Raw genomic sequence first — 20,438 nt, forward strand, 5'->3', positions numbered from 1 at the left:
GGGGGCATAGAGGGCTCTCGCCGCTAGTTGTTAGGGCGCTGGCCAGGTATCGGGTGTGGCGCTAGCAGGGGCGCTAGGTCTAGCGGGGGGTGCCGCTAGACCTAGCACCCGAATGCTGTCCGGGTTAGGCGGCTTTGTCGCCCCGCCGCCTGTTACGCTCCGCTACCGCATCGGCGATGTGTTGACGTTCGATGCCGCGCCGGTTGGCACCCTTGCCGGTGGTGGGGTCGGTTCCCCATACCTGCCCGGTGGTGATCCCGTAGGGCTTGAGGGCGGCGGTCAACTGGTCGCGGGTGAGGTCTGCGTACGCGTCGGCGTTCAGCTCGGCCAGACGCTCGGTCAGCGTCTCGGCCCACACCTTCGGCTCCGTGGCCGGGACCACCGTGAGGATGTCGTCAAGCAGGGTGTCTCGGCGGGCAGCCGGGGTCGGCGTGGCCTGCCCGGCCGCATGACCGGTAAGCGTCCCGGCCGCTTCCCGCAGGGCGCGCGCCCGGTCGATGACCTTCTCGGCGGTGGGGCCGTCGACGTAGAAGGTGCGGACGATCTGCGCGTCGTCGGCCGCGCCCACGAGGTAGCCGACACCCTTGTCCTTCTTGGCGAACATGGTCGCCCGGATGCCGTTCTTGTAAGCGCTGGTGCCGAGGATCATGTCGTTCTCAATCTGACCCATGACCCGCAGGCAGAACCGCGTACCAGCGTTCGCGGACACCCCGGTCGGCAGACTCTTCGCGTCCGGCCGCTGGGTGGCCACCACGAGGATCACGCCCAAGGCGCGACCCAGCTTGATGATCTTCTCGGCCAGATCTCCGGCTTCCTTGCCGAACTCCGCGTGGGAGAACAGTTCCTGTACCTCGTCCAGGGCCACCACGAGCCAGTGAAGGCCGAGCTTCTTGCGCCGGGCCAGTTCGGGGGTGACCTTGTTGTCCGGGCACACCGCCTTGGGCAGGCCCTTGATGACGGCGGCGCGGCGCTGGCATTCCTTGCGCAACTCGCGCAGCGCCATCAGGCCGGATTCGGCGGTGTCGTCGTCCTGCCCGGACGCGTACCGCGCCGACACCTTCTCCAGGGGGTCAAGGCCGCCGGTGCCCTTGAAGTCGAAGCACCACAGCTCGGCGTACGGGTCGAGAGCGGCAGCGAGCATCGGCACCTGCGTCGCGGCGGTTTTGCCGTAGCCGGGAATCGACCCGATGAGCAGGTTCGTGTACGGGAGGTCGAAGGTGATGACCCGTCCGCGTGGGTCGGTGCCGAACGGCACCGGTCGGCCCAGATCGAACGCCCCGGCCGCTTTGAGTAGTGGCCACGGCTTCGGCGGGGTCGCGGCCATGTCCTGATCGCCCACCCACAGCAGCAGTCGGCCGGGGTGCACCTCCGGCTGCCCTTCCGGCCACACGCAGCCGAGCGGACGAGTGAGGCCGGCGGCGAGCCGGTCACGCCGTTCGATCACGTCCCCCGCCGTCACACCGGGCGGCAGGTCGATGTCGGCCCGCCAGCCGGGGCCGTCACGGGTGATCGGCGCGGTGAACGCGATCGCCCGCTGTCCCTGCTTGGCGATCGCCTGGCTGATACCGGAGATGCCCAGCACGGCCAGGGCGCGCACCACCACATCCGAGGTCAGCCTGGCCACGCGGGGAATGACCACAGCGGTGTCGAGCAGCGGCTTGTCGGCCGGCTGACCGAGCATCCCGCACAACGTGACCAGTAGCGCCAGCACGGCCCACCGCGCCCACTCTGGGGCCAGGGCCACCGCCACCCCACCAACCAGCGTGACGGCGAGCGTGAACGTGACGACGATGCCCCGCCACCGCACCCTGCGGTCACGCTGCTTCGACAACTTGAGGTACAGGTCCCCGTCGCGGGTCTGCGACGTCGACTGGCGCATCTGCTCGCCTTCCCAGTCGAACAGCCACCGGGCTCCACCGGACACGAGCCGGATCGCGCCGGCCGGGGCGCGCAGCACCAGCCGACCGGCGTACTTCGGGAGCCTCACCGAGTGGTAGGCAGTGGTGTGCGACAGGTGCCCGACCGCCCACCGCATCGTGTCGCGCAGCTCGGCGCGGGAGCACAGCCAGGCCGGCAGGATCGGGCGCCGCTGCCCGGCGCGTACGCCGTCGAGGGTGAACCGCGGAGTGCGCTGCGCGGCCGGGGAGTCGACCAGCATCGGACCGTCATCGTCGAAGTCGGTGGTGGTGCGGGCGGCGCGGGCCGCGTCCAGGTCGACCACGTTGGTGTCGGGGGCATCGTTGGTCAGGTCGCGTTCGGCGGCTCGCCAGTCGAACCGGTCGTCATCTTGTGGGGACGTCATGATGAGTGTTCCTCCGTATGAGGGTTGTGGCGATGGGTGAGGGCCGGCGGCGCGGCGCAGGTCGGTAGCCAGGTGGCCGCGCCGCCGGATAGGCAGTCAGCTCTTGACGGAGATGCGGTTGCCGCAGTCGCCGCAGGTGACCTGCGTGCGCTGGCTGGTCGCGGTGATGTCGCGCCAGTTCGTCTCGTTGCCGCAGGCCGGGCACCACAACTGCGTGTTGCCGCTGGTGACGCGTCCGGCGCTGCCGATCGAGATGCTTGCCATCAGTAGGGCTCCTTCGGTGGCGGGTGGTCAGGCGGCGAACAGGGCGGCGATGAACAGCCAGCCGATGTGCCAGGACTGGTCAAGGGCGTAGGCGCCGGTGCCCAAGCTCGGGTTGTCGTCGCGACCCGGCCGGGGAGCGCCGAGGGCGTAGAAGCGTGCCGAGCCGAGTGCGGCGGCGATGCGCTGAAGCGGGGTACGCCGGTCGGCGATGTAGTGGGTAATCGCCGAGATGGTCAACCCGACCGCCACACCGGACGAGTCGAGACGTAGGCCAGTGCCAGCGATCAGGAACACCAGGGCCAGACCAGCAGTGAACGTGTAGGTGGCGACGTGAGCCGCGCAGGCGACACGGCCCGCCCAGCCGGGACGGCCCTTGCAGTCGGCCTGGTGCTGGGTCTGCACCCAGTGATCGGCCACCTGATGAGCGACGTACAGGGCGACGAACACGGCAGCGAACGTGGCAGCGTGGATGCCGGTGGAATCTGCGAACATGGGTGTCTCTCCCGAGGTCGTTGGCTGAGGGGTGCAGGGCCGGCGGCGCGGCGCAGGTTGGTAGCCAGGTGGCCGCGCCGCCGGGCGGAACTAGTCGTGCGTGCGAACCAGGTGCGCCAGAGCGGCACCCATGCCGAGCACCGCCACGGGAAGGCAGGCCACGGCGGTGGTGATCCACCACGGGGCCGACGTGACGCCGGCTGCTTCCAACAGGTGGTAGGCGACCTGACCGGCCGCGCCAACCAGCAGCGACGCGATGGCGGACCACTTGGCGAACAGCCGGGCGCGGTCCGGCACCCGGCCGGACAGCCACACGTACAGGGCGTACGCGCCGTACGTCTCGACGCCGATCGGCAGGGTGATGGCCGAGTTAATGGAGAAGCTGTCCCAGATGCCCGGCAACGGGTGCACCACCCCGAACCCGGTCAGCTCACCGAGTCCCACCCACCCGGACCAGATCGCCACGAACGCCGGCAGGGCGAGCAGCACCACCGGCCACACCACCGCCCGCCGGTCATCCGCCGGGGCGGTCCGAACCGCCTCGCTCGTGATGTTGGTGCCCAGGTCTGCGACGGGTGCTGCCTGCTCCGACACGACCGGCGGCGTGTCGTCGGCGGCCGGCGGCAGATCCGCCACCGGGTCCGGGTCGCCAAGCAGGTCCGGAGCGGTGCCGGCCGGGTCCGGAGCGGGTTCGGTGGTGGCAGGCGGGGTGTCGGTGCGGGTCAGCGCGGCGAGGATCGCGTCTGCCTTCGGACCGCCCACCCGCAGTTCCTTCTTGAGACGGTTGCGCGACGGGATCTCGCCGAGTTGGTCGGCCAGGTCGCGGGCGGCAGGGATCAGGTCTTCGATCGGCCGGGGGAAGGCCGACAGCGTGGGGGCGGTCATGACAGGTGTCCCTCCGATACGTCGGTGCCGTAGATGAGCGAAAACAAGGCTTGTTGCAGGTTCACTAGGTCCGCCCCGCACCGTCGTACGGCTCGTCGATCGACGGGTAGCCGTGCGCGGCGAGCACCTGGGCTACGTCCAGCGCCAGACCGAACGTGAAGCGGGGGTCGTCAGCGGGGCGGGGGATCGGGTAACGACGGCTCATGGCGCTATCCGCCTACGCGGCCCGGCCGTCGGCCGAGCGAACGGCGAGCAGGGCACGCGCCTCACGCAGCACCCGACGCTGCGCCCGACGAAGCCGCTGCCAGTCCAACTCGGTCGGGCCGGCGTCGCCGGTCAGCACGACGATCTGCGCGTCGAGCAGCAACACCTCAGCTTCGATCAGCGGCAACTCCTGCTCGATCTGCGCCAGCTCGGCGGCGCTCGGCCCGAACTCGGGCGAGTGATTCGACTCAGTCACTTCGTGTCCCTTCTGGCTGTTCTGGCGCCCCTAGATGTGCGCCCTTGTTGCGCAACAAGGTAGCGATACGCGGGTCTGTTGCGCAAGGGGGTAGCGGTATGTTGGTCCGATGAGTGATGCGCGAGACGAACTGTCAGCAGCTACGAAGCGGTACCGGCGTACCGAAGCTGCTCATGAAGCGGCACGCCAAGTGGTGGTTGCTGCGGTGGTTGCGGCGCTCCGTGACGGCGTCGGCCCGGCTGAGGTTGAGCGGCTGTCGCCGTTCAGTGGTGCCTACGTCCGGAAGCTTGCTCGGGAGCACAGCGTCCCGCCTGCCCCTCCGGGGCCGAAGCGCGCGGCCCGGTAGCGGTCACCCGGCGGGCCGCAGCGTGTGGTTGCTGGCGTCGACCAGGCCGTACGTCAGCGCGGACGCCTCCATGTCGTCGATGGCACGCGCCGGGATCACGAAGCGTCCACGGACCTTGATCGCGGGGAACTGGCCGGCGTGAATCGCCCGGTAGAGGGTCACCTCCGACATGCCGAGGATTGCTGCGGTGTCCGCGACGGACCGGAACCGGGGGCGATCGTTCTTGGCAGCGAGGGGTTCAGCCACGGGAGTCTCCTCAGTAGTCTGTGGTCAGTGTTCCGTTCGGCTTGCTGAGACCAAGTGAAGTCGATAAAGCGCGGAGCGCCCATGCAAACCCAGTGCAACGCACGGCAATCCGATGCAATCTGCAAGCTCGGGAGACCACGGTGGCGACGGTAAACCGGTGGACAGGAAATCTCGCCTGCTCGCTGCAAGCCGCCGCCGGGATGACCAACGAGGGGTTCGCGGGGTGGCTCGGGATCGCGACAAGGACCGTCGCGTATTGGCATAGTCGACCCGATACCGTTCCTGGGAATGCCAATCAAGACGTGCTGAATGCCGCCTTGGATCGTGTATCGGATTCGGTTCGTTCCCGGTTCCTCGAAACGCTCAGCGGAGTGCGTCGGGAGGGAAATGCAGGTGGCGGTGGCAGCGTTGTTACTGTTGTGAGTGATGCTGCCGAATCGGTCGCCAATGATTCCCTGCTGATAAGCCTTGCTCTGCCGAACGACTCTATCGAGTCCTTGCAGGAAGACGTGACGTTGCTCGCCCGATCGGGAGGCATGGCAGCCTTCGACGTGTTCAGCAGTGCTCGCCGGCTGCGGGACGAGGCAAGGGCTTTGGTCGAGCGCACCCGTCGACCCGTCGAGCTGGCCGACCTCTACGTGGTCATCGGCCAGAGTGCTGCCCTGATGGCCTCCACCGCCTTCGACCTCGGGCACTGGAACGAGTCGGCGGCCCTGGCCAGAGCATCAACGCAGTACGCCGACCTAGCCGGACACGCGTCGTTGAAGGCATGGACCTACGGCCTGCAAATGACCCTCGCCAACTGGCGCAATGAGCCTGATTCCGCCCTGACTTACTTCGCTCGCGCCATGCGGACGGCACCGGAGGGCGAGCCGAGACTGAGGCTCCGCTATGTCGCTGCCCGCTCTCACGCCCTGCTCGCAGACTCCGATTCAGTCGCGGCTGTCCTGGAAGCGGCCCAGCGAGACAGGGAAGCGGCAGCGTACCGACCCGACGAACTTGCCACCGTTACCGGTGGGGAGTTCGCATTCGGCGAGGCGCGGGCGGCGGCATGTGCGGCGGCGGCATGGCTCGACCTCCGCAACGGCGAGCAGGCCGCGAGGTACGCCCGAGAGGCGTTGCAGGTGTACGAGGCGTTGCCGTCGCCCAGGCGGCCGTACTCGCAGATCAACGGGACGCAGATCGACGTTGCCGCTGCGCACCTCCACATGCGAGACAAGGACGGTGCGGCCGACGCGCTGCGTACCGTCCTGGACCTGCCGCCGCAGAAGCGCAACGTCTCGCTGACCGGTCGGCTGTCGCGGATCGAGCACATGCTGAGCCAGTCGCCGTGGGATCGCGACGCCGACGCGCGCCAGCTCGCCGAGCGCATCGCGGCGTGGCTGTCGGAGACCTCAGCCCGTCCGCTCACCTGACCGGTGCCAGGCGGCCAACACCTGCGCTTCCTTCTCCGGGCTGATGCCGATCTCGGTGGCCCGATCGTGGTTGCTGACCTCGCCGCTCTCCACCATCCACCGCCAGGTGTCGCGGACGGTCAGGGAGAGCGGCCGGCAGCGCAGGCCGGCTGCCTGCGCCTTGGTGGTGTCGACGCGCCACACGCCGTCGAATGTGCGCCAGAGCGGCAGCTCGGACCACTGCCGGACGCCTTGGCTGAGCAACACCTCATCGGGCACCCAGTCGAAGGAGGCATCGGCCTGGGTCGCGTGGGCGCAATCCGCCAGTAGTCCGCCGAAGGTCGCGCCGCCCGTCGGGGCGCAGACGTTGAATGCGCCGGAGGAACCTTCGGTGATGGTGTGGAGTGCGAACGCGGCTAGGTCGCGTACGTCGACCGGCTGAATGGTGCGGGTGGGGGAGCCGGGGGCCAGGACTTGCCCACCGGCAGCCACGCGGCGTAGCCACCACGGCAGGCGGCCGACGTACTCACGCGGGCCGAGCACGACACCGGGGCGCAGGATCGTGGTCCGGTCGGCTCCGAACGCGGCGACGGCTGCTGCCTCGCAGCCGGCTTTCTGGTAGCCGTATCGGGTCGGCCCATCCTCCGTATCGGTGCCGTATTCGGGGCCGGCGTCCGGCGGGCAGTAGAGCACCTCGGACTGCTCGCTGAGGGGCTTGAGCGGCCACTCCTGGTAGACGCTCAGCGTGGAGATGAAGACGTAGCGATCGGCGACGGGAGCGAGCGCGCGAGCCACGTCGAGAACGTTCCTAGGCACGTAGCCCGAGGTGTCGATGACGGCATCCCAGGGACCAGCGGCAGCGAGGGCGGCGACGTTATCAGGCTGGGTTCGGTCGCCTCGAAGGGGCCGTACCGCTTCCAGGAAGGGGTCTGAGGTACCCCGGTTGAAGGTCGTCACCTCCCAGCCGGCATCGATCGCAGTCGTGACGATCGCGTGTCCTACGAACCAAGTTCCGCCGAGCACCAGCAAACGCATGCGCCCTATCATGCCGATCTGGCGAGCAGCTGCCGAATCGGCTTTGCTCTCGGCCAAGGCGGCGCTCGTGCCCTCCAACGCCAAGACGTCGCCTTGGAGCCAGCCAGTCGCTATCAGGCCGGGGTCTGCAAGCGGAGCTCCCTTGCGGGTCCCTTGAGGTAATTTGTGGACTGTTTAGGAGCGGGTAGGCCGTCGCTCGATGAGATGCTGGCGTGATCTTGGCGGGGTATAGGAATTTGCGGAGCTACCCCTGTCTCATCAGCGGCTTGGTCTAGAAGGAATCTAATCAGCCAAGGTGTTGTATTTCCACCCCGCCGAAGTGGCGCGCGAAGTATTCGGCCACAAGGCGGCGGTGGCAATTCTGAGGCTTCTCTTCACTGCAAAGGAAGCAGTCGCCGTCGCGCAACTCGTCAGCCCAGCTCGCTTCTACGCGTCTTCCTTGAATCAACTCTCCAAAACGTGCTTCGTACTCACTCCAGGTGCCTGCACCCTTCTTGTAGGCATCTAGCATTTCCTGGGTAGGCGCAAGATCTAGAGCGTGCGTGTAGCGAATAGATCCGATTTTCCTGAGAAAGTATTCCAGGTCGTTTTTTTTGGCGAACCCGGCTAGCTGGGAGACATTGTTTAGCCGGACATCGACAACCCTGTTGACTTGTGCGTCGCATAGAGTGTCGAAAAACTGCGAGGCGGATTTTCGCGTGAAGCCGATAGTGTAAATTTTCATGACGAAATGCTCTCATGAATTTCGGCCCTTGGTGCGACATAGGCTATGCGCTCCTCTTGGCGCTGGTAAGCCTCTTGAATTATCTCTCTTCTGGTTCTGAATATCTCCGGCTGATGGAGGCCGGTAATGCGCAGAAGTCTATCCTCTGCATCGCGGTGGAGTTCGAAGTTGCCGTCGGAGTGGATGTGCGTTACTTCCATGCCGTCTTCGACTAAGTATCGGCTGATCAGGATTGCGCGATGGCAATTCAGTGGCTCGCCTTCGGTGCACATGATTGCAATCGGCATGCGTTGGGTTCCTTCTCGTAGCCGCTTAAGCCCTTCGCGAAAAATATCCAAACTTGCAATTCTTTCGTAACAGACGCGACCATGCTGATTTCTGACGGATGGTCCAACGCCACGTCCGCCTAACTCGCGTCCAAGGAAAGCGTAGGACATCTCAGCGCTTTTCAGTGAAGATCTCAACGCTTCGCGATTGAAATGAGGCTGGTGTCTGCTGTAGGGAGCTGACCGGACGTCGGCTATAGCGGATATCCCTGCCTTCCGCAAGATATCTATGAAGCTGGTAAGTGAGTGTGTGGAATGTCCAATGGTAAAGATTTGTATTTTATGTGCAGGCATCCTATGCTCCAATGATGGCGGCGACGAACTTGTGGCAGCGCTCGTCTGCGAATCTCTCACCAAGGCTAATCGTTAAGTAGCTAGCGCCGAGCGCATATTCGCCGATTGCTCGATCTCGGTACGCGCCTTCGATTATTGGATCCGTGACCGTAATATTATACTGCACGCCGCCGAAGTGAAAGTCGGCCTGAACTCGCCGCCTTGGATTGCCGAAATTCTCGCCGATTACGAAAACGCGCAGGTTTAGCCCGTGTCCTAAGTGGATGAGCTTTAGAGAGCCATCTGCGGCATCGGCCCTTTCTGCGGGGAGGCAATCATGTAGGCCGTTATGGGTATGCCAACCGTTCTTCCAGAGTGGGCCGGAAATGGCGGCCAGTGCTGAAATTTGACTGGGGGTAACACTTCCGGCCTTCACCCAACGGGAACTGGAATCGAGTACCCAATTCTCCTGCTGGTGTCCTCGTGGTTGAGGATAAAGTAGAGGGATATCGATAATGTCCAGCACCTGCGGTTCGCTGCCGTCTTCGTATTTCCGCTCGTCGTATGATACCGCCTCGTGGGTTCGGCTGCTTATCGGTCGGATCCATCCTGTGGCTCTAGCTCCATCTAGTTCCAGTCCTGCGATGCATCGCCCGTCCGGCTTGCGAGAATTTGCAAGGCACAAGATTCGCTTGACCGTCGTCAACTTTGCTCCCACAAGCTCGATGAGCGGGTAGAACCATGGACGTACCAAGTCTGCCCTATTTGATGTCTCTGGGGTACCGACGGGCCGTCCCTCTTGGTCTCTTAATAGCAAACTGTGCGAGCCGCAACTTAGGGCAAATTAGCAGCTCATGCACACGCGACGGTCGCTCGACGGCCCCGGGAGACACTGACCAACCCCTCTGCTGTCAGGAGGGCGACAGCACGGTGAGCGGTGCCAACGGAGACGCCATAGGCTTCCGCCAGCTCAGCAACCGCAGGAAGTTGATCCCCGACCCGGAGCATCGCGGTCGCGATTTGCTCGCGAAGCTCGGCCGCTATTGCCTGGTATGGGCTGTCTTCCGTTGTTCGCGGTGTCGGTGCGGCCGGTCGCGGCGGCATGCGGGCGGCCAACGTTCCGGCCGCGCGCTGGTCCGACTCCGACAGCCACGCCGCATAAACTCTGAGGGTGGTTGTCCCGCCGCCACCGTGACCGAGCCGGCCGGCGACGGTCCGCACGTCGACACCGGCATTAATCAGCTCAGTCGCCGAGTAGTGGCGCAGGGCGTGAATGTGGCTGGTGATGCCGAGCCGGACGGCGAGCCGGCCGTACCGCTGGGTGATGGTGTCGGGTCGGTAGCCACGGCTGTTGTCCGGCTCGGGGGAGAAGACGTGATCGGCAGGGTCGGCCTCCACGTCGAGCTGCGCCAGACGGTCGACGTACCGGCCGTGAAGCTCCCGCAGCACTTCGATCGTCTCCGGGTCGAGCGCTACCCGCCGCTGCTGGTGCGTCTTGGTGTCCTTCTCTTGCAGCTCGCCGTGTTCGTCCAGGTAGGCGCTGCGCCGCAGCGTCAGCACACCGGCAGCGAGGTCGAGATGCTGCCAGCGCAACGCGCACAGCTCACCGCGTCGGGCACCCGTCGTCATGGCGAGCCACACCAACGCGCCCCAGTCCGGATCGCGCCACGACTCGTTGATGATGCGCGCGGCGTCGGCCGGGTTCGGCGGCTGCGGATCAGGGTGCGGCGGTGCGGGTGGCTCGGCCTGTCCGGCGGGGTTGACGGCGATCCAACGCCACCGGACGGCGCGACTGAGGGCACCACTGAGAATCCAGTGGATCTGGCGCACTGACGACGCGCTGAGCGGCTTGCAGACGTGCGGCCGACACTTCGCCGTGCAGGTGTGCTCACCGTCTATGCGGTGCTTCACGTACGCCTTGCCGCCGCACCAGTCGCGGCAGCGGCGCAGGCTCGCGTAGAACGACTCCAACGTCTCAGGGTCGAGCCGGCCGACCGGCAGTTTGCCCAGCACCGGCCGTACGTGCTTGTTGAGCTTGTTCACGTACCCCATACGGGTGGTGGCCTCGATGTCGGCCACCTCAAGCCATCGGTCTAGGAACTGGTCGAGCGTGGCCCGGGTGCGCGGGTTGCGCCGCTCGTCCACCTGGGCCAGCAACCGGGTGCGCGCCTTCTCGGCTTCCTTGGCGGCGGTGCGGCCGGCGGGGATGACCTCGGTCAGGTAGTGCCGCTTCCCGCTGATCGGGTCGACACCCGCATAGACCTTCACGCGCAGTGACCCGCTGGGGAGGGTTTCGATCTCGCCGCGCTGGCGCTTGCTGCGTCCGTTCGAGGCTGCCACGGGGCCACCGTAGCGCGCTCGCACCACGAATAGCCCCACGCGAGCTGGTCAGAAGGCGAAAGTACCTGTGCGCCCGGCAGGATTCGAACCTGCGGCCTTGGGATTAGAAGTCCCCTGCTCTATCCGCTGAGCTACGGGCGCGCCGTGGTATCGCGCGAGAAGGGTACCGCCGTCCCGGCCCGGCGCGGCGGAATGGGTGGCCGGGTCAGGGTCGCACGCGTCGCGCTGCCGCGCACTTGGTTACTCGGGGCTGTCGGCCGTGCTCAGGCGGTTGCCTCCGCCGCCTCGGGGTCGGCCACCACGTCGCCGCCGGGCCCGCCGCCGGACCCGCCGTCGGCGGTCGGGCGGCGGGGGTCGGGCACGGACGGGTGGGTGGTTGTCGGTCCGGCGTCGAGGAAGGCGTCGGCCCAGCGTCCGACCTCGGTGAAGACCTTCTCGCGTACGGCGGGACCGGAGAGGGTCAGGTCGTGCAGGCCGCCGTCGAAGCGGGCCAGGGTGACGTGCTGGCCGAGGCGGGGGGCCCAGCGGACCATGTGTTCGACGTCGAGTACGGCGTCGGCGAGGGTGGCCGACTCGTGCCATCTGGTGCCCCGGAACGAGCGGGTCGAGCAGGCGAGCAGCACCGGCACCGGGATGTCGAGGCCGGAGCGTAGGCGCCGCTGGCCGGTGCGGATGGCGTCGAGCCAGCCGGCCCGCACGGGGAAGCCGGCGAGCGGCTTCCAGGCCAGGTCGTACGTCCATTCGCCGCGATGGTCGGCGTGGATGCTTTCGCCGTACACGGTGCCCAGGCCGAACGGCAGGATGCGCTGCGGCGCCCGGCGGCCCAGGCGGGCGACGGCGGCCGCGAGGGGTCGGCGCACGAACCAGGGGGCGTTGAGGTCGAAGAAGGGGCTGTTGAGGAAGATGCCGTCGACCAGGCCGGCGTCACGGCGGGCGTGCGCCCAGAGCGAGACGATCAGTCCGCCGGTGGAGTGGCCCATGGCCAGCAGGGTGTCGTGCCGGTCCTCGGCGCGGATGATCTGCGCGGCGGCGTCCAACTCGGGGAAGTAGTCACCGAGGTCGCGGCAGAAGTTGGGGGTCTGGTGCGGTAGCAGGCTGCGGCCGTACTTGCGCAGGTCGAGTGCGTAGAAGTCCCAGCCCCGGGCGACGAAGAAGTCCGCCACGTGGGTCTGGAAGAAGTAGTCGACGAAGCCGTGCACGTACAGCACGGCCCGCCGGCTCGGGCGCTCGGCCCGGCGGCGGACCAGGGTGGCGACCACCGGGCCCTCGTTGTCGCTGCCCAGGTCGATGGTGTGCCGCTCGTACGGTGAGCCCAGCAGGTCCGGTTCCACGATGCCGACGGTACGCCGACCCAGCTACCGGGTGGTAGCCCCGCCGGCCGGCACCTGGCCGGCGGGGCCGTCGACGCGCGGCCGGTTGGCTCCGGCCGGCGTGGTCACCGCTCGTCGGTCGTCGTCCCGGCCGCTGCCAGGTCCTCGGCCGACAGCTCGGCTGGCGGGCTCTGGCCGGGCGGGGTGGTGACCCGTAGGTGCTTGTTGTTGCGCGGCTCCTGCCGGGTCTTCGCGTCGTTGAGCTTGCGGCGCAGGTCGTCCCGGGCGTCGTTGAGCGCGGCGCGCAGATCCTCCTCGGACGAGGTGGTGACGATCTTCTGCCGGCCGGCGATCCAGCACTCCAGGGTGACCCGCTGGCCACGGGCCTCCCGGTCCTTGACCGAGAGTTCGAGTTCGGTGGCGTCGGCGTCGAAGGTGGCCAGGCGGGCGTCGAGCGTGGCGAACTGGGCGACGAGCCAGTCCCGGTCGGCCTGCGAGAAGCCGGCGCCGAGCCGGAGGCACTTCGCCACGGTGGCCGGGTTGGTGCTCATCGCCGCACCTCACCAGAGACGCGGGCGGAACGGCGGAGGGTCATCTTCATGATGGCTGACCTTTCGTCGACGTCGTGTCACAGGTGCGGTTGACAGATCCCTACCCCGCCGGGGTCCGTCCGGAACGTTGGTATGTCTCGATCATTGGCTGTCGGCCCGGCAGCGGGCAGGGCCGGCTGGCCTACCACACCGGGACCTTGATCAGGTTGTTGTCCACAGGCGCTCGCGCTGTCCACAGATCTTCGGCGCGGGGATGCCCGAGGGCGGACGCCGGCGCAGGCTCGGTGGCGAGTCGGCTCGCGCAGGTGAGCCCCGGAGACCCCGCTGGAGGGGCGATGTTCGATACCTATGTGACGGTGGTCGGTAACGTGCTCACCGCGCCGGAATGGCGCCGTACCACCCAGAGCAACACCCTGGTGGCCAACTTCAAGGTCGCCTCGACGGCGCGGCGCCTCGACCGGGACAGCGGCCGCTGGGTCGACGGCAACAGCCTGCGGGTACGCGTGAACTGCTGGCGCAAGCTCGCCGAGGGGGTGGCCGCCTCGGTGATGGTCGGCGATCCGGTGGTCGTCTGCGGGCGGCTCTACACCCGCGACTGGACCGACGAGGCCGGCAACCACCGCACCCTCTACGAGCTGGAGGCCGTCGCGGTCGGTCATGACCTGTCCCGGGGGCGTGGACGCTTCCTGCGCAACCGGCCGAGCCTGAGCACCAGCGCCGTCTCCGATGCCGAAGCAGAGCAGCGGGTGCACGGCGAGCCGACCGAGCCGGTGCCGGATGGCGAGGCACCCGCCCGACCCGACCATGGTGGGCTCGACGACGACTTCGAGCTGTCCGACCTGGGTTCGGACGACTACGGCGCCACCCCGGTCGACGGCACCGGAGCCACCACCGGCGTCGGGGCGTACCGGCAGGTGGGTGAGGACGAGCTGCTGCCGTCCGATCCGTTCGACGGCCAGGACGTGGCGGAAGCGGCCTCGGACGAGCTGGCCCCGGTGGGCGCCGAGGTCGCCGGGGCCGAGGTCGAGTCGCGGGGGCTGGCGGAGGAGGTGGGGTCGCTGGGGCGTCCGGAGGAATCGGGGGCGGGCGCCGAGGTGACCGGGCGCGGCCGACGCGGCCGTGGGCGACAGCCCCAGCCGGCCTGACCCAGCCGCGCTGCCGCCACCTCGGCGGCTGCTGGCCCGGCCGGTGCGGCCTCGGCTGCCGGCCTGGCCCGCCGCCTCGGCCGGTGCCGCAGCACTGACGCGAGCACGGCACGGGTGACCTGTCATCGCGGCGGTCGACGTGCCGGGCTGGGCTAGGCTGCCGGCCGGAGGTGGTGTGGTGCGGCACGCGGGTGCGGTGGCGAACGCGGCGGGACTCGTCGCCGGGTACGCCCTGGATGCACTGATCGGCGATCCGCGACGCGGGCATCCGGTCGCCGGCTTCGGTCGCGCCGCCGCCGCCCTGGAGCGTCGGCTCTACCGGCCCGACCGGCTGGCCGGTGGCGCCTTCACCGCGCTTGCCGTCGGTGGACCGGTGCTGCTCGGGGCGGCCGCCGCGTTCGCCACCCGGCGTCGGCCGGTGACCCGCGCGGCGTTGGTCGCCGCCGGCACCTGGGCGGTGCTCGGCGGACGCAGTCTGCGCCACGAAGCACAGGCGATGGGTCGGGCGCTGCGTCACGGTGACGTGCCGGCCGCCCGGCACCGGCTCGGGAACCTGTGCGGGCGTGACCCGTCGGCGCTCGACGAGCCCGAGCTGGCCCGGGCCACCGTCGAGTCGGTCGCGGAGAACACCTCGGACGCCGTGGTGGCCCCGCTGGTCTGGGGCGCGGTGGCCGGGCTGCCGGGGCTGCTCGGCTACCGGGCGGCGAACACGCTGGACGCGATGGTCGGTCACCGGTCGGCCCGCTATGCCCGGTTCGGCACGCCGGCCGCCCGCCTCGACGACCTGCTCAACCTGGTGCCAGCACGGCTGACCGGCCTGCTGACCGTCGCCCTGGCGCCGGTCGGGCGCGGTGACCGGGAGCAGGCCTGGCGGGTGTGGCGCCGGGACCGTGCCGACCACCCCAGTCCCAACGCCGGGCAGTGCGAGTCGGCGATGGCCGGGGCGCTGGGCGTACGGCTGGGCGGGCGCAATGTCTACTTCGGCCGCTCGGAGGTGCGCCCGTTCCTCGGTGACGGGCCACGTCCCGAGGCACGCCACCTGTCCCGGGCCGCCCGGATCTCCGGCGCGGTGGGGCTGGCGGCACTCGGTCTCGCGGCGGTCTACCCACTGACCGCCGGCCGGCTGACCGCAGCCGTCACCCGCCGGGCCACCCGGCTCGGGCGTGACCGGTCGGCTGCCCTAGGGTGGGGTGGTGCCGGCGCGGTGGGCGGGCGATGACCGGGGGCCTGCTGGTCGCCGGGACGACCTCGGATGCCGGCAAGAGCGTGCTGACCGCCGGCATCTGCCGGTGGCTGCACCGTCAGGGCGTGAAGGTGGCGCCGTTCAAGGCCCAGAACATGTCCAACAACTCCGCCGTCGTTGTCGGGCCGGACGGCCGGGGTGGCGAGATCGGTCGGGCGCAGGCGATGCAGGCAGCCGCTTGTGGGCTGGCCCCGGATCTGCGGTTCAATCCGGTGCTGCTCAAGCCGGGCAGCGACCTGGCCAGTCAGGTCGTGCTGCTGGGCGAGGCCATTGACACGATGACCGCCGCCACGTTCCGGTCGCTGCGGCCACGGCTGGCCGAGACGGCCTACACCGCGCTGGCGGAGCTGCGGGCGGCGTACGACGTGGTGATCTGCGAAGGAGCCGGTAGCCCCACCGAGATCAACCTGCGCGACGGCGACTACGTCAACATGGGCCTGGCCCGGCAGGCCAACCTGCCGACCATCGTGGTCGGCGACATCGACCGGGGTGGCGTGTTCGCCGCCATGTTCGGCACCCTGGCCCTGCTCGACCCCGCCGACCAGGCGCTGATCGCCGGATTCGTGGTCAACAAGTTCCGTGGCGATCGTGGCCCGCTCGAACCGGGACTGGCGATGCTGGGCCAGCTCACCGGGCGCCCCACGTACGGCGTACTGCCCTGGGCGGTGGACCTGTGGCTGGACGCGGAGGATTCGCTCGCCTACGGCCGGGTGCTCGGTCGGCCCGCCGCCCCGTACGGCACGCAGTGGCTTGACGTCGCCGTGGTGCGGTTGCCCCGGATCAGCAACGCCACCGATGTCGAGGCGTTGGCCACCGAGCCCGGGGTGCGGGTGCGGCTGACCGTCGAGCCCGCCGAACTGGCCGCCGCCGATCTGGTCGTGTTGCCCGGCTCCAAGTCGACCGTGGCGGACCTGGCCTGGCTGCGGGAAACCGGCCTCGCCGACGCGGTCGCCGCGCACGTGGCGGCGGGTCGGCCGCTGCTGGGCATCTGCGGTGGCTTCCAGATGCTCGCCCGAGCCATCCACGACCCGGTGGAGAGCCGGCACGGCAGCGTGCCCGGGCTCGGCCTGCTTCCCGTCGAGATCACGTTCGACCCGCAGAAGACAGTCCGACCGGCGGCCGGCACGGTCGCCGGTGACCTGCCGGTGCGCGGGTACGAGATCCACCACGGCTACGTCTCGGCCGCCGATCCGCAGTTGTCCCCGCTACTGCGCTACCTCGACGGCGTCGGGGAGGGGGCGGTGCACGGCACCGTGCACGGCACCCACTGGCACGGCGCCTTCGAGTCCGACGAGTTCCGCCGGTGGTTCCTCGCCCGGGTGGCCCGCCTCGCCGGGCGTACCGGGTTCCGGGTCGCCCCGCACACGTCCTTCGCCGCCGCCCGGGAACGCACCCTCGACCTGCTCGGCGACCTGGTCGAGGAGCATCTGGACACGGCCGCCCTGTGGCGACTCATCGAGGCCGGCCCACCCGCCGACCTGCCCTTCGTCCCACCCGGCGCCCCGCTCTGAAGCTCACCGGCGCTCTACTCTGACAGTCGCTGGCGCTCTGCTCTAAAGCTCACCGGGCGTCCCGCTCGGAGGCTTGCCGGGCTTATCCGTACCGGGCCGCCGTGACAGGATCTTGGCGTGACGTTTCCCCGCCGGCGACGGCGTGCCGTTGTGCTGCCGTCCGTGCTGTTTGGCGCCTTGCTGGCCGGTTGCGCCAGCACCCCGTCCGAACCGTCCGGACCGGCCTCCCCGCAGCCCTCGAACACCTATCAGTTGGTGGACGAGCTGTGCGCGGCGCTCGACCCGCAGCCGTTGATCGATCTGGATGGCGGCACCACGGCGACGCGGGAGTGGCCGCCGCGGCCGGACCGGCCGTCGCGCAAGTGCACGCTCAGTGTCAGCCAGCGGGATCCGGTCGCGGGGCACGTCCTCACCGTCACCGCGTTGCTCGCCGAATCCCCGGAGCTCGCCCGGGAAGCCGTGCCTCGGCAACCGAAACCGCAGTCCCTCGGCACCTGGTACGAACTGCCGCAACTCGGTGACGGTGCCTGGGTGTGGATCATGCCGGTCGAGAAGGGGATGGAGGTCCCCGACGTTGACGCCCCGGTGGCGTTCCGCAGGGCGATGGTGCACGTGGCGCGCGGTGACGCGTACGTCATGCTCGACCTCACGTCGATGGGGGCCAAGGTGCCCGATGATGCCGACACGGAGGCGCTGCTGGTCGCCTACACGGAGGAGACGTTGACGCTGATGACGGCCTGAGCAGGCCCGCCCGACGCCGGGGCGCCCGGACACCGGACCGGTCAGAGGCGCACGTCCGCCGGCTGATCGGAGAAGGGCAGGCCCGCCGAGCGCCAGGCATCCACTCCACCGATCATGTCGGTCGCCCGGTGCAGGCCGAGAGCGCGCAGGCTGGCCGCGGCGAGGCTCGAGCTGTAGCCCTGGCGGCACACCACGACGATGTCGATGTCGTACCCGGTGGCTTCGGGGATGCGCCAGTCACTGGCCGGGTCGAGCCGCCACTCCAGCACCGTCCGGTCGATCACGATGACGCCGGGCAGGTGGCCCTGCTCCCGTCGCTGCGCGTCGGTGCGGGTGTCGATCACGAGCGCGCCACGGGTAGCGGCCTGCACCGTCTCCTGCGGGGTCAGCCGGGTCATGCCCGCGCGGGCCTGCTCCAGCAACGCCTCGACGCCGGGACTCATCACGGAATGGGACACGGCCCGATCATCCCGCCTGGCCCGGTTGGCCACGGCCGGAAGCGGTGCGGGACAACACGATCGGTAACGTCGGTGCCCGTGGTTGCGGTCTTTGCGGCGTACGCCGAGTTGGCGCACCGGGTGTTGGCCCGGCCGGCGCGGTTGGGGCGTACCCGGCTGGTGGCGGTCGACGGGCCCAGCGGCGCCGGCAAGACGGCCTTCGCCGCGCGGCTGGCCGATGCCTTCGCCGCCAGCGGCGCGGGCCGGCCGCCGGTGGTGCACACCGACGATCTGCTCGACGGGTGGGACGACCAGTTCACCTTCTGGAGTCGCCTGGAATCGTCGGTGCTGGCGCCGGTCCGCGCCGGCCAGGCCGGTGCCCACCAGCGCTACAGCTGGGTACGACGTGGTTTCCTGCCCGACCCGGTGCCGGTGCCGGCGGCGCCGGTGCTGATCGTGGAGGGGGTCAGCGCGGCGCGGGCCGAGGCGGGCCCGGACCTGACGTTGGCGGTCTTCGTCACCGCCCCGCAGCCGCTGCGGCTGACCAGAGCGGTGGCCCGCGACGGTCCGGCGATCCTGCCGGAGCTGCGCCGCTGGCACCTCGCCGAGCAGGAACACTTCAGCGCCGACGGCACCGAGGCCCGCGCCGACCTGGTGGTCGACGGGGCACCCGCACTGCCGCACGACGCCACCCGCTACTACCTGCGAGTGCCGGCCGGGTGTGGTGATCCGGGCGTCGCCGCTGGGTAAGGCCGGAATACGATTCCGGTCATGACCACACCGATCATGACCGAGGCCGAGCTGCGGGCCGCCGTACAGCGGGAGCTGCCTGGTGTCCGGGCCGACCTGGAGCGCCTGGTCCGGATTCCCGGCATCGCCTTCGAGGGCTTCGAGCACGCGCACGTGGAACGCTCCGCCGAGGCGGTGGCCGAACTGCTGCGCGGCTGCGGCCTCGACGTGGAGATCGTGCGGGCCGGTGGGCAGCCGGCGGTGATCGGCCGGAAGGCGGCGCCGCCCGGTGCGCCCACGGTCATGCTCTACGCCCACCACGACGTGCAACCGGTCGGCGACCGGACGTTGTGGGAGTCCGACCCCTTCGAGCCGGTCGAGCGCAACGGCCGGCTGTACGGACGCGGTGCCGCCGACGACAAGGCCGGCATCATGGCGCACGTCGCCGCGCTGCGCGCGTTCGGTGACCAACTGCCGGTCGGCGTGGTGCTGTTCATCGAGGGCGAGGAGGAGTACGGCTCCGACTCGCTGGAACAACTGCTCGCCGAGCACCGCCAGGCGATCGCCTCGGACGTCATCGTGATCGCCGACTCGGCCAACTGGGACGTCGGCGTACCGGCGCTGACCACCTCGCTGCGCGGCATCGTCAACTGCTTCGTCGAGGTGCGCACCCTGGACCACGCCGTGCACAGCGGCATGTTCGGCGGTGCCGTGCCGGACGCGCTGACCACCCTGGTCCGGCTGCTGGCCACGCTGCACGACGACGCGGGCAACGTGGCGGTGGAGGGCCTGGTCGGCGGGGAGCCGGCCAGCGTCGACTACCCCGAGGGCCGGTTCCGCGCCGAGGCCGGTCTGGTCGAGGGCGTGCAGCTGATCGGTACCGGCCAGATCACCGACCGGCTCTGGACCAAGCCGGCGCTCGCCGTGCTCGGCATCGACGCCCCGGCCACCGCCGAGGCACCGAACGCGCTGGTCCCGGCCGCCAAGGCCAAGTTGAGCGTACGGCTGGCGCCGGGCGACGAGCCGAACAAGGCGTACGCGGCACTGCGCGAGCACCTCCAGCGGCACGCCCCGTGGGGCGCCCAGGTCGAGATCACCTTCGAACACGACGGCGCCCCGTGCGTCATCGACGCGACCGGCCCGGTGTTCGACGCGGCCCGGTCGGCCTTCCGGACGGCCTGGGACGGCACCGAGCCGGTGGACATCGGCGTCGGCGGCTCGATCCCGTTCATCGCCACCTTCCAGGAGATGTTCCCGCAGGCGGCGATCCTGGTGACCGGAGTGGAGGACCCGCACGCCCGGGCGCACGGGCCGAACGAGAGCCTGCACCTCGGCGAGTTCGCCCGGGTCTGCCTGGCCGAGGCGTTGTTGCTGGCCAAGGTGGCCGAGGTGGGTCGCGGCTGAACCCGTAACTTCGCGCGAATGGTGGCCGTTTCCGGTGTGTCGGACGCGGGGCTGTTGTAGCCTCTCGAACATGCGTACGAACGAGGAGATGGCCCGCCTGGAGGCCGCCGTCAGCGCTCTGGGAGACATCGACGTCTCCGCGTGGCCCGAGGACACGCTCAAGGAACAGCTCGCCGAGCTTTCCGCCGCCCTGGTCGCCCTGGACATGTCGCTGTCCCGCATCGCCGAGGGGGTCCGCGCCCGCGGCCTGCGCGTCGAGGAGCCGGTCCCGGCCTGACGC

General features: G+C 69.3%; 22 protein-coding genes, 1 tRNA gene and 1 pseudogene. 8 read left to right on the top strand and 16 right to left on the bottom strand.

Annotated features, from left to right (window positions below; translation table 11 throughout):
• Positions 1 to 124: 124 nt before the first annotated feature.
• From E0H26_RS18610 to E0H26_RS18635, 7 genes are all read right to left on the bottom strand, one after another.
• Positions 125 to 2,302 carry an FtsK/SpoIIIE domain-containing protein gene (locus E0H26_RS18610; RefSeq protein WP_131305244.1) on the bottom strand — a complete coding sequence of 726 codons (2,178 nt, stop codon included), beginning with the start codon at positions 2,300 to 2,302 and terminating at the stop codon, positions 125 to 127.
• A 96-nt stretch (positions 2,303 to 2,398) separates the two neighbouring features.
• The gene (locus E0H26_RS29375; protein ID WP_165521908.1) at positions 2,399 to 2,566 is read right to left on the bottom strand and encodes a hypothetical protein; all 168 of its coding nucleotides are present in this window, start codon (positions 2,564 to 2,566) and stop codon (positions 2,399 to 2,401) included.
• A gap of 27 nt (positions 2,567 to 2,593) precedes the next feature.
• A complete protein-coding gene (locus tag E0H26_RS18615; protein WP_131305246.1) occupies positions 2,594 to 3,058 on the bottom strand; it encodes a DUF3307 domain-containing protein in 465 nt (154 codons plus the stop codon).
• 90 nt (positions 3,059 to 3,148) lie between these two features.
• Complete coding sequence (locus tag E0H26_RS18620; RefSeq protein WP_131305248.1) at positions 3,149 to 3,943, bottom strand: ABC transporter permease; 795 nt, start codon at positions 3,941 to 3,943, stop codon at positions 3,149 to 3,151.
• A 64-nt stretch (positions 3,944 to 4,007) separates the two neighbouring features.
• On the bottom strand, positions 4,008 to 4,148 hold the full coding sequence (locus tag E0H26_RS18625; protein WP_240742253.1) for a hypothetical protein: 141 nt from the start codon (positions 4,146 to 4,148) through the stop codon (positions 4,008 to 4,010).
• Positions 4,149 to 4,160: 12 nt separating this feature from the next.
• A complete protein-coding gene (locus E0H26_RS18630) occupies positions 4,161 to 4,403 on the bottom strand; it encodes a DUF6284 family protein (RefSeq protein ID WP_131305250.1) in 243 nt (80 codons plus the stop codon).
• 349 nt (positions 4,404 to 4,752) lie between these two features.
• Positions 4,753 to 4,995, bottom strand: coding sequence for a helix-turn-helix domain-containing protein (locus tag E0H26_RS18635; protein ID WP_013735510.1), 243 nt, complete (start codon positions 4,993 to 4,995; stop codon positions 4,753 to 4,755).
• A gap of 140 nt (positions 4,996 to 5,135) precedes the next feature.
• Between E0H26_RS18635 and E0H26_RS18640 the strand changes: the two genes are divergently transcribed.
• The gene (locus E0H26_RS18640; protein ID WP_240742254.1) at positions 5,136 to 6,410 is read left to right on the top strand and encodes a hypothetical protein; all 1,275 of its coding nucleotides are present in this window, start codon (positions 5,136 to 5,138) and stop codon (positions 6,408 to 6,410) included.
• On the opposite strand, the gene E0H26_RS18645 is transcribed toward E0H26_RS18640, so the two are convergent.
• The 8 genes from E0H26_RS18645 to E0H26_RS18680 form a co-directional block, all read right to left on the bottom strand.
• Positions 6,390 to 7,424, bottom strand: a complete 1,035-nt coding sequence (locus E0H26_RS18645) for an NAD-dependent epimerase/dehydratase family protein (protein WP_131305346.1) — start codon at positions 7,422 to 7,424, stop codon at positions 6,390 to 6,392. The genes E0H26_RS18640 and E0H26_RS18645 overlap by 21 nt on opposite strands.
• Positions 7,425 to 7,710: 286 nt before the next feature.
• Entirely contained in the window at positions 7,711 to 8,148 is a 438-nt protein-coding gene (locus tag E0H26_RS18650) for a DUF488 domain-containing protein (protein ID WP_131305252.1), read from the bottom strand.
• Entirely contained in the window at positions 8,145 to 8,768 is a 624-nt protein-coding gene (locus tag E0H26_RS18655) for a DUF488 domain-containing protein (RefSeq protein ID WP_131305253.1), read from the bottom strand. The genes E0H26_RS18650 and E0H26_RS18655 overlap by 4 nt, the downstream gene beginning before the upstream one ends.
• Position 8,769: 1 nt before the next feature.
• The gene (locus E0H26_RS18660) at positions 8,770 to 9,465 is read right to left on the bottom strand and encodes a dual OB domain-containing protein (protein WP_420812858.1); all 696 of its coding nucleotides are present in this window, start codon (positions 9,463 to 9,465) and stop codon (positions 8,770 to 8,772) included.
• 134 nt (positions 9,466 to 9,599) lie between these two features.
• Positions 9,600 to 11,087, bottom strand: a complete 1,488-nt coding sequence (locus E0H26_RS18665; RefSeq protein ID WP_240742255.1) for a tyrosine-type recombinase/integrase — start codon at positions 11,085 to 11,087, stop codon at positions 9,600 to 9,602.
• Between the two features lie 68 nt (positions 11,088 to 11,155).
• Positions 11,156 to 11,228 (bottom strand) — tRNA-Arg (locus E0H26_RS18670).
• Positions 11,229 to 11,350: 122 nt separating this feature from the next.
• Positions 11,351 to 12,418 carry an alpha/beta hydrolase gene (locus E0H26_RS18675; protein WP_131305259.1) on the bottom strand — a complete coding sequence of 356 codons (1,068 nt, stop codon included), beginning with the start codon at positions 12,416 to 12,418 and terminating at the stop codon, positions 11,351 to 11,353.
• Positions 12,419 to 12,522: 104 nt separating this feature from the next.
• Positions 12,523 to 12,948, bottom strand: coding sequence for an HPF/RaiA family ribosome-associated protein (locus E0H26_RS18680; RefSeq protein WP_131305261.1), 426 nt, complete (start codon positions 12,946 to 12,948; stop codon positions 12,523 to 12,525).
• A 335-nt stretch (positions 12,949 to 13,283) separates the two neighbouring features.
• On the opposite strand from E0H26_RS18680, the gene E0H26_RS29595 reads away from it, so the two are divergent.
• The 4 genes from E0H26_RS29595 (at position 13,284) to E0H26_RS18700 (ending at position 17,588) form a co-directional block, all read left to right on the top strand.
• Positions 13,284 to 14,093: a single-stranded DNA-binding protein gene (locus E0H26_RS29595; protein ID WP_240742256.1), complete on the top strand. Its 810-nt coding sequence runs from the start codon at positions 13,284 to 13,286 to the stop codon at positions 14,091 to 14,093.
• A gap of 178 nt (positions 14,094 to 14,271) precedes the next feature.
• Positions 14,272 to 15,312: a cobalamin biosynthesis protein gene (locus tag E0H26_RS18690; protein WP_131305263.1), complete on the top strand. Its 1,041-nt coding sequence runs from the start codon at positions 14,272 to 14,274 to the stop codon at positions 15,310 to 15,312.
• Positions 15,309 to 16,847: a cobyric acid synthase gene (locus E0H26_RS18695; RefSeq protein WP_131305265.1), complete on the top strand. Its 1,539-nt coding sequence runs from the start codon at positions 15,309 to 15,311 to the stop codon at positions 16,845 to 16,847. Before E0H26_RS18690 ends, E0H26_RS18695 begins: the two co-directional genes overlap by 4 nt.
• Before the next feature lie 162 nt (positions 16,848 to 17,009).
• Positions 17,010 to 17,588, top strand: a complete 579-nt coding sequence (locus tag E0H26_RS18700) for a hypothetical protein (RefSeq protein WP_131305267.1) — start codon at positions 17,010 to 17,012, stop codon at positions 17,586 to 17,588.
• A 41-nt stretch (positions 17,589 to 17,629) separates the two neighbouring features.
• Here E0H26_RS18700 and E0H26_RS18705 read toward each other — a convergent pair whose 3' ends face one another.
• Complete coding sequence (locus E0H26_RS18705; RefSeq protein ID WP_131305269.1) at positions 17,630 to 18,031, bottom strand: rhodanese-like domain-containing protein; 402 nt, start codon at positions 18,029 to 18,031, stop codon at positions 17,630 to 17,632.
• A gap of 6 nt (positions 18,032 to 18,037) precedes the next feature.
• On the opposite strand from E0H26_RS18705, the pseudogene E0H26_RS18710 reads away from it, so the two are divergent.
• The 3 genes and pseudogenes from E0H26_RS18710 to E0H26_RS18720 form a co-directional block, all read left to right on the top strand.
• Positions 18,038 to 18,819 (top strand): annotated as a pseudogene (locus tag E0H26_RS18710) (uridine kinase family protein); the annotation flags it as partial.
• Positions 18,812 to 20,158 carry a dipeptidase gene (locus E0H26_RS18715; protein WP_206025224.1) on the top strand — a complete coding sequence of 449 codons (1,347 nt, stop codon included), beginning with the start codon at positions 18,812 to 18,814 and terminating at the stop codon, positions 20,156 to 20,158. The pseudogene E0H26_RS18710 and the gene E0H26_RS18715, both read left to right, overlap by 8 nt.
• A gap of 70 nt (positions 20,159 to 20,228) precedes the next feature.
• Positions 20,229 to 20,435: a hypothetical protein gene (locus E0H26_RS18720; protein WP_131305273.1), complete on the top strand. Its 207-nt coding sequence runs from the start codon at positions 20,229 to 20,231 to the stop codon at positions 20,433 to 20,435.
• The last annotated feature ends 3 nt before the right edge of the window (positions 20,436 to 20,438 follow it).

The sequence above is a fragment of the Micromonospora zingiberis genome, assembly GCF_004331455.1.
In the GTDB taxonomy this organism is placed as follows: Bacteria; Actinomycetota; Actinomycetes; order Mycobacteriales; family Micromonosporaceae; genus Micromonospora; species Micromonospora zingiberis.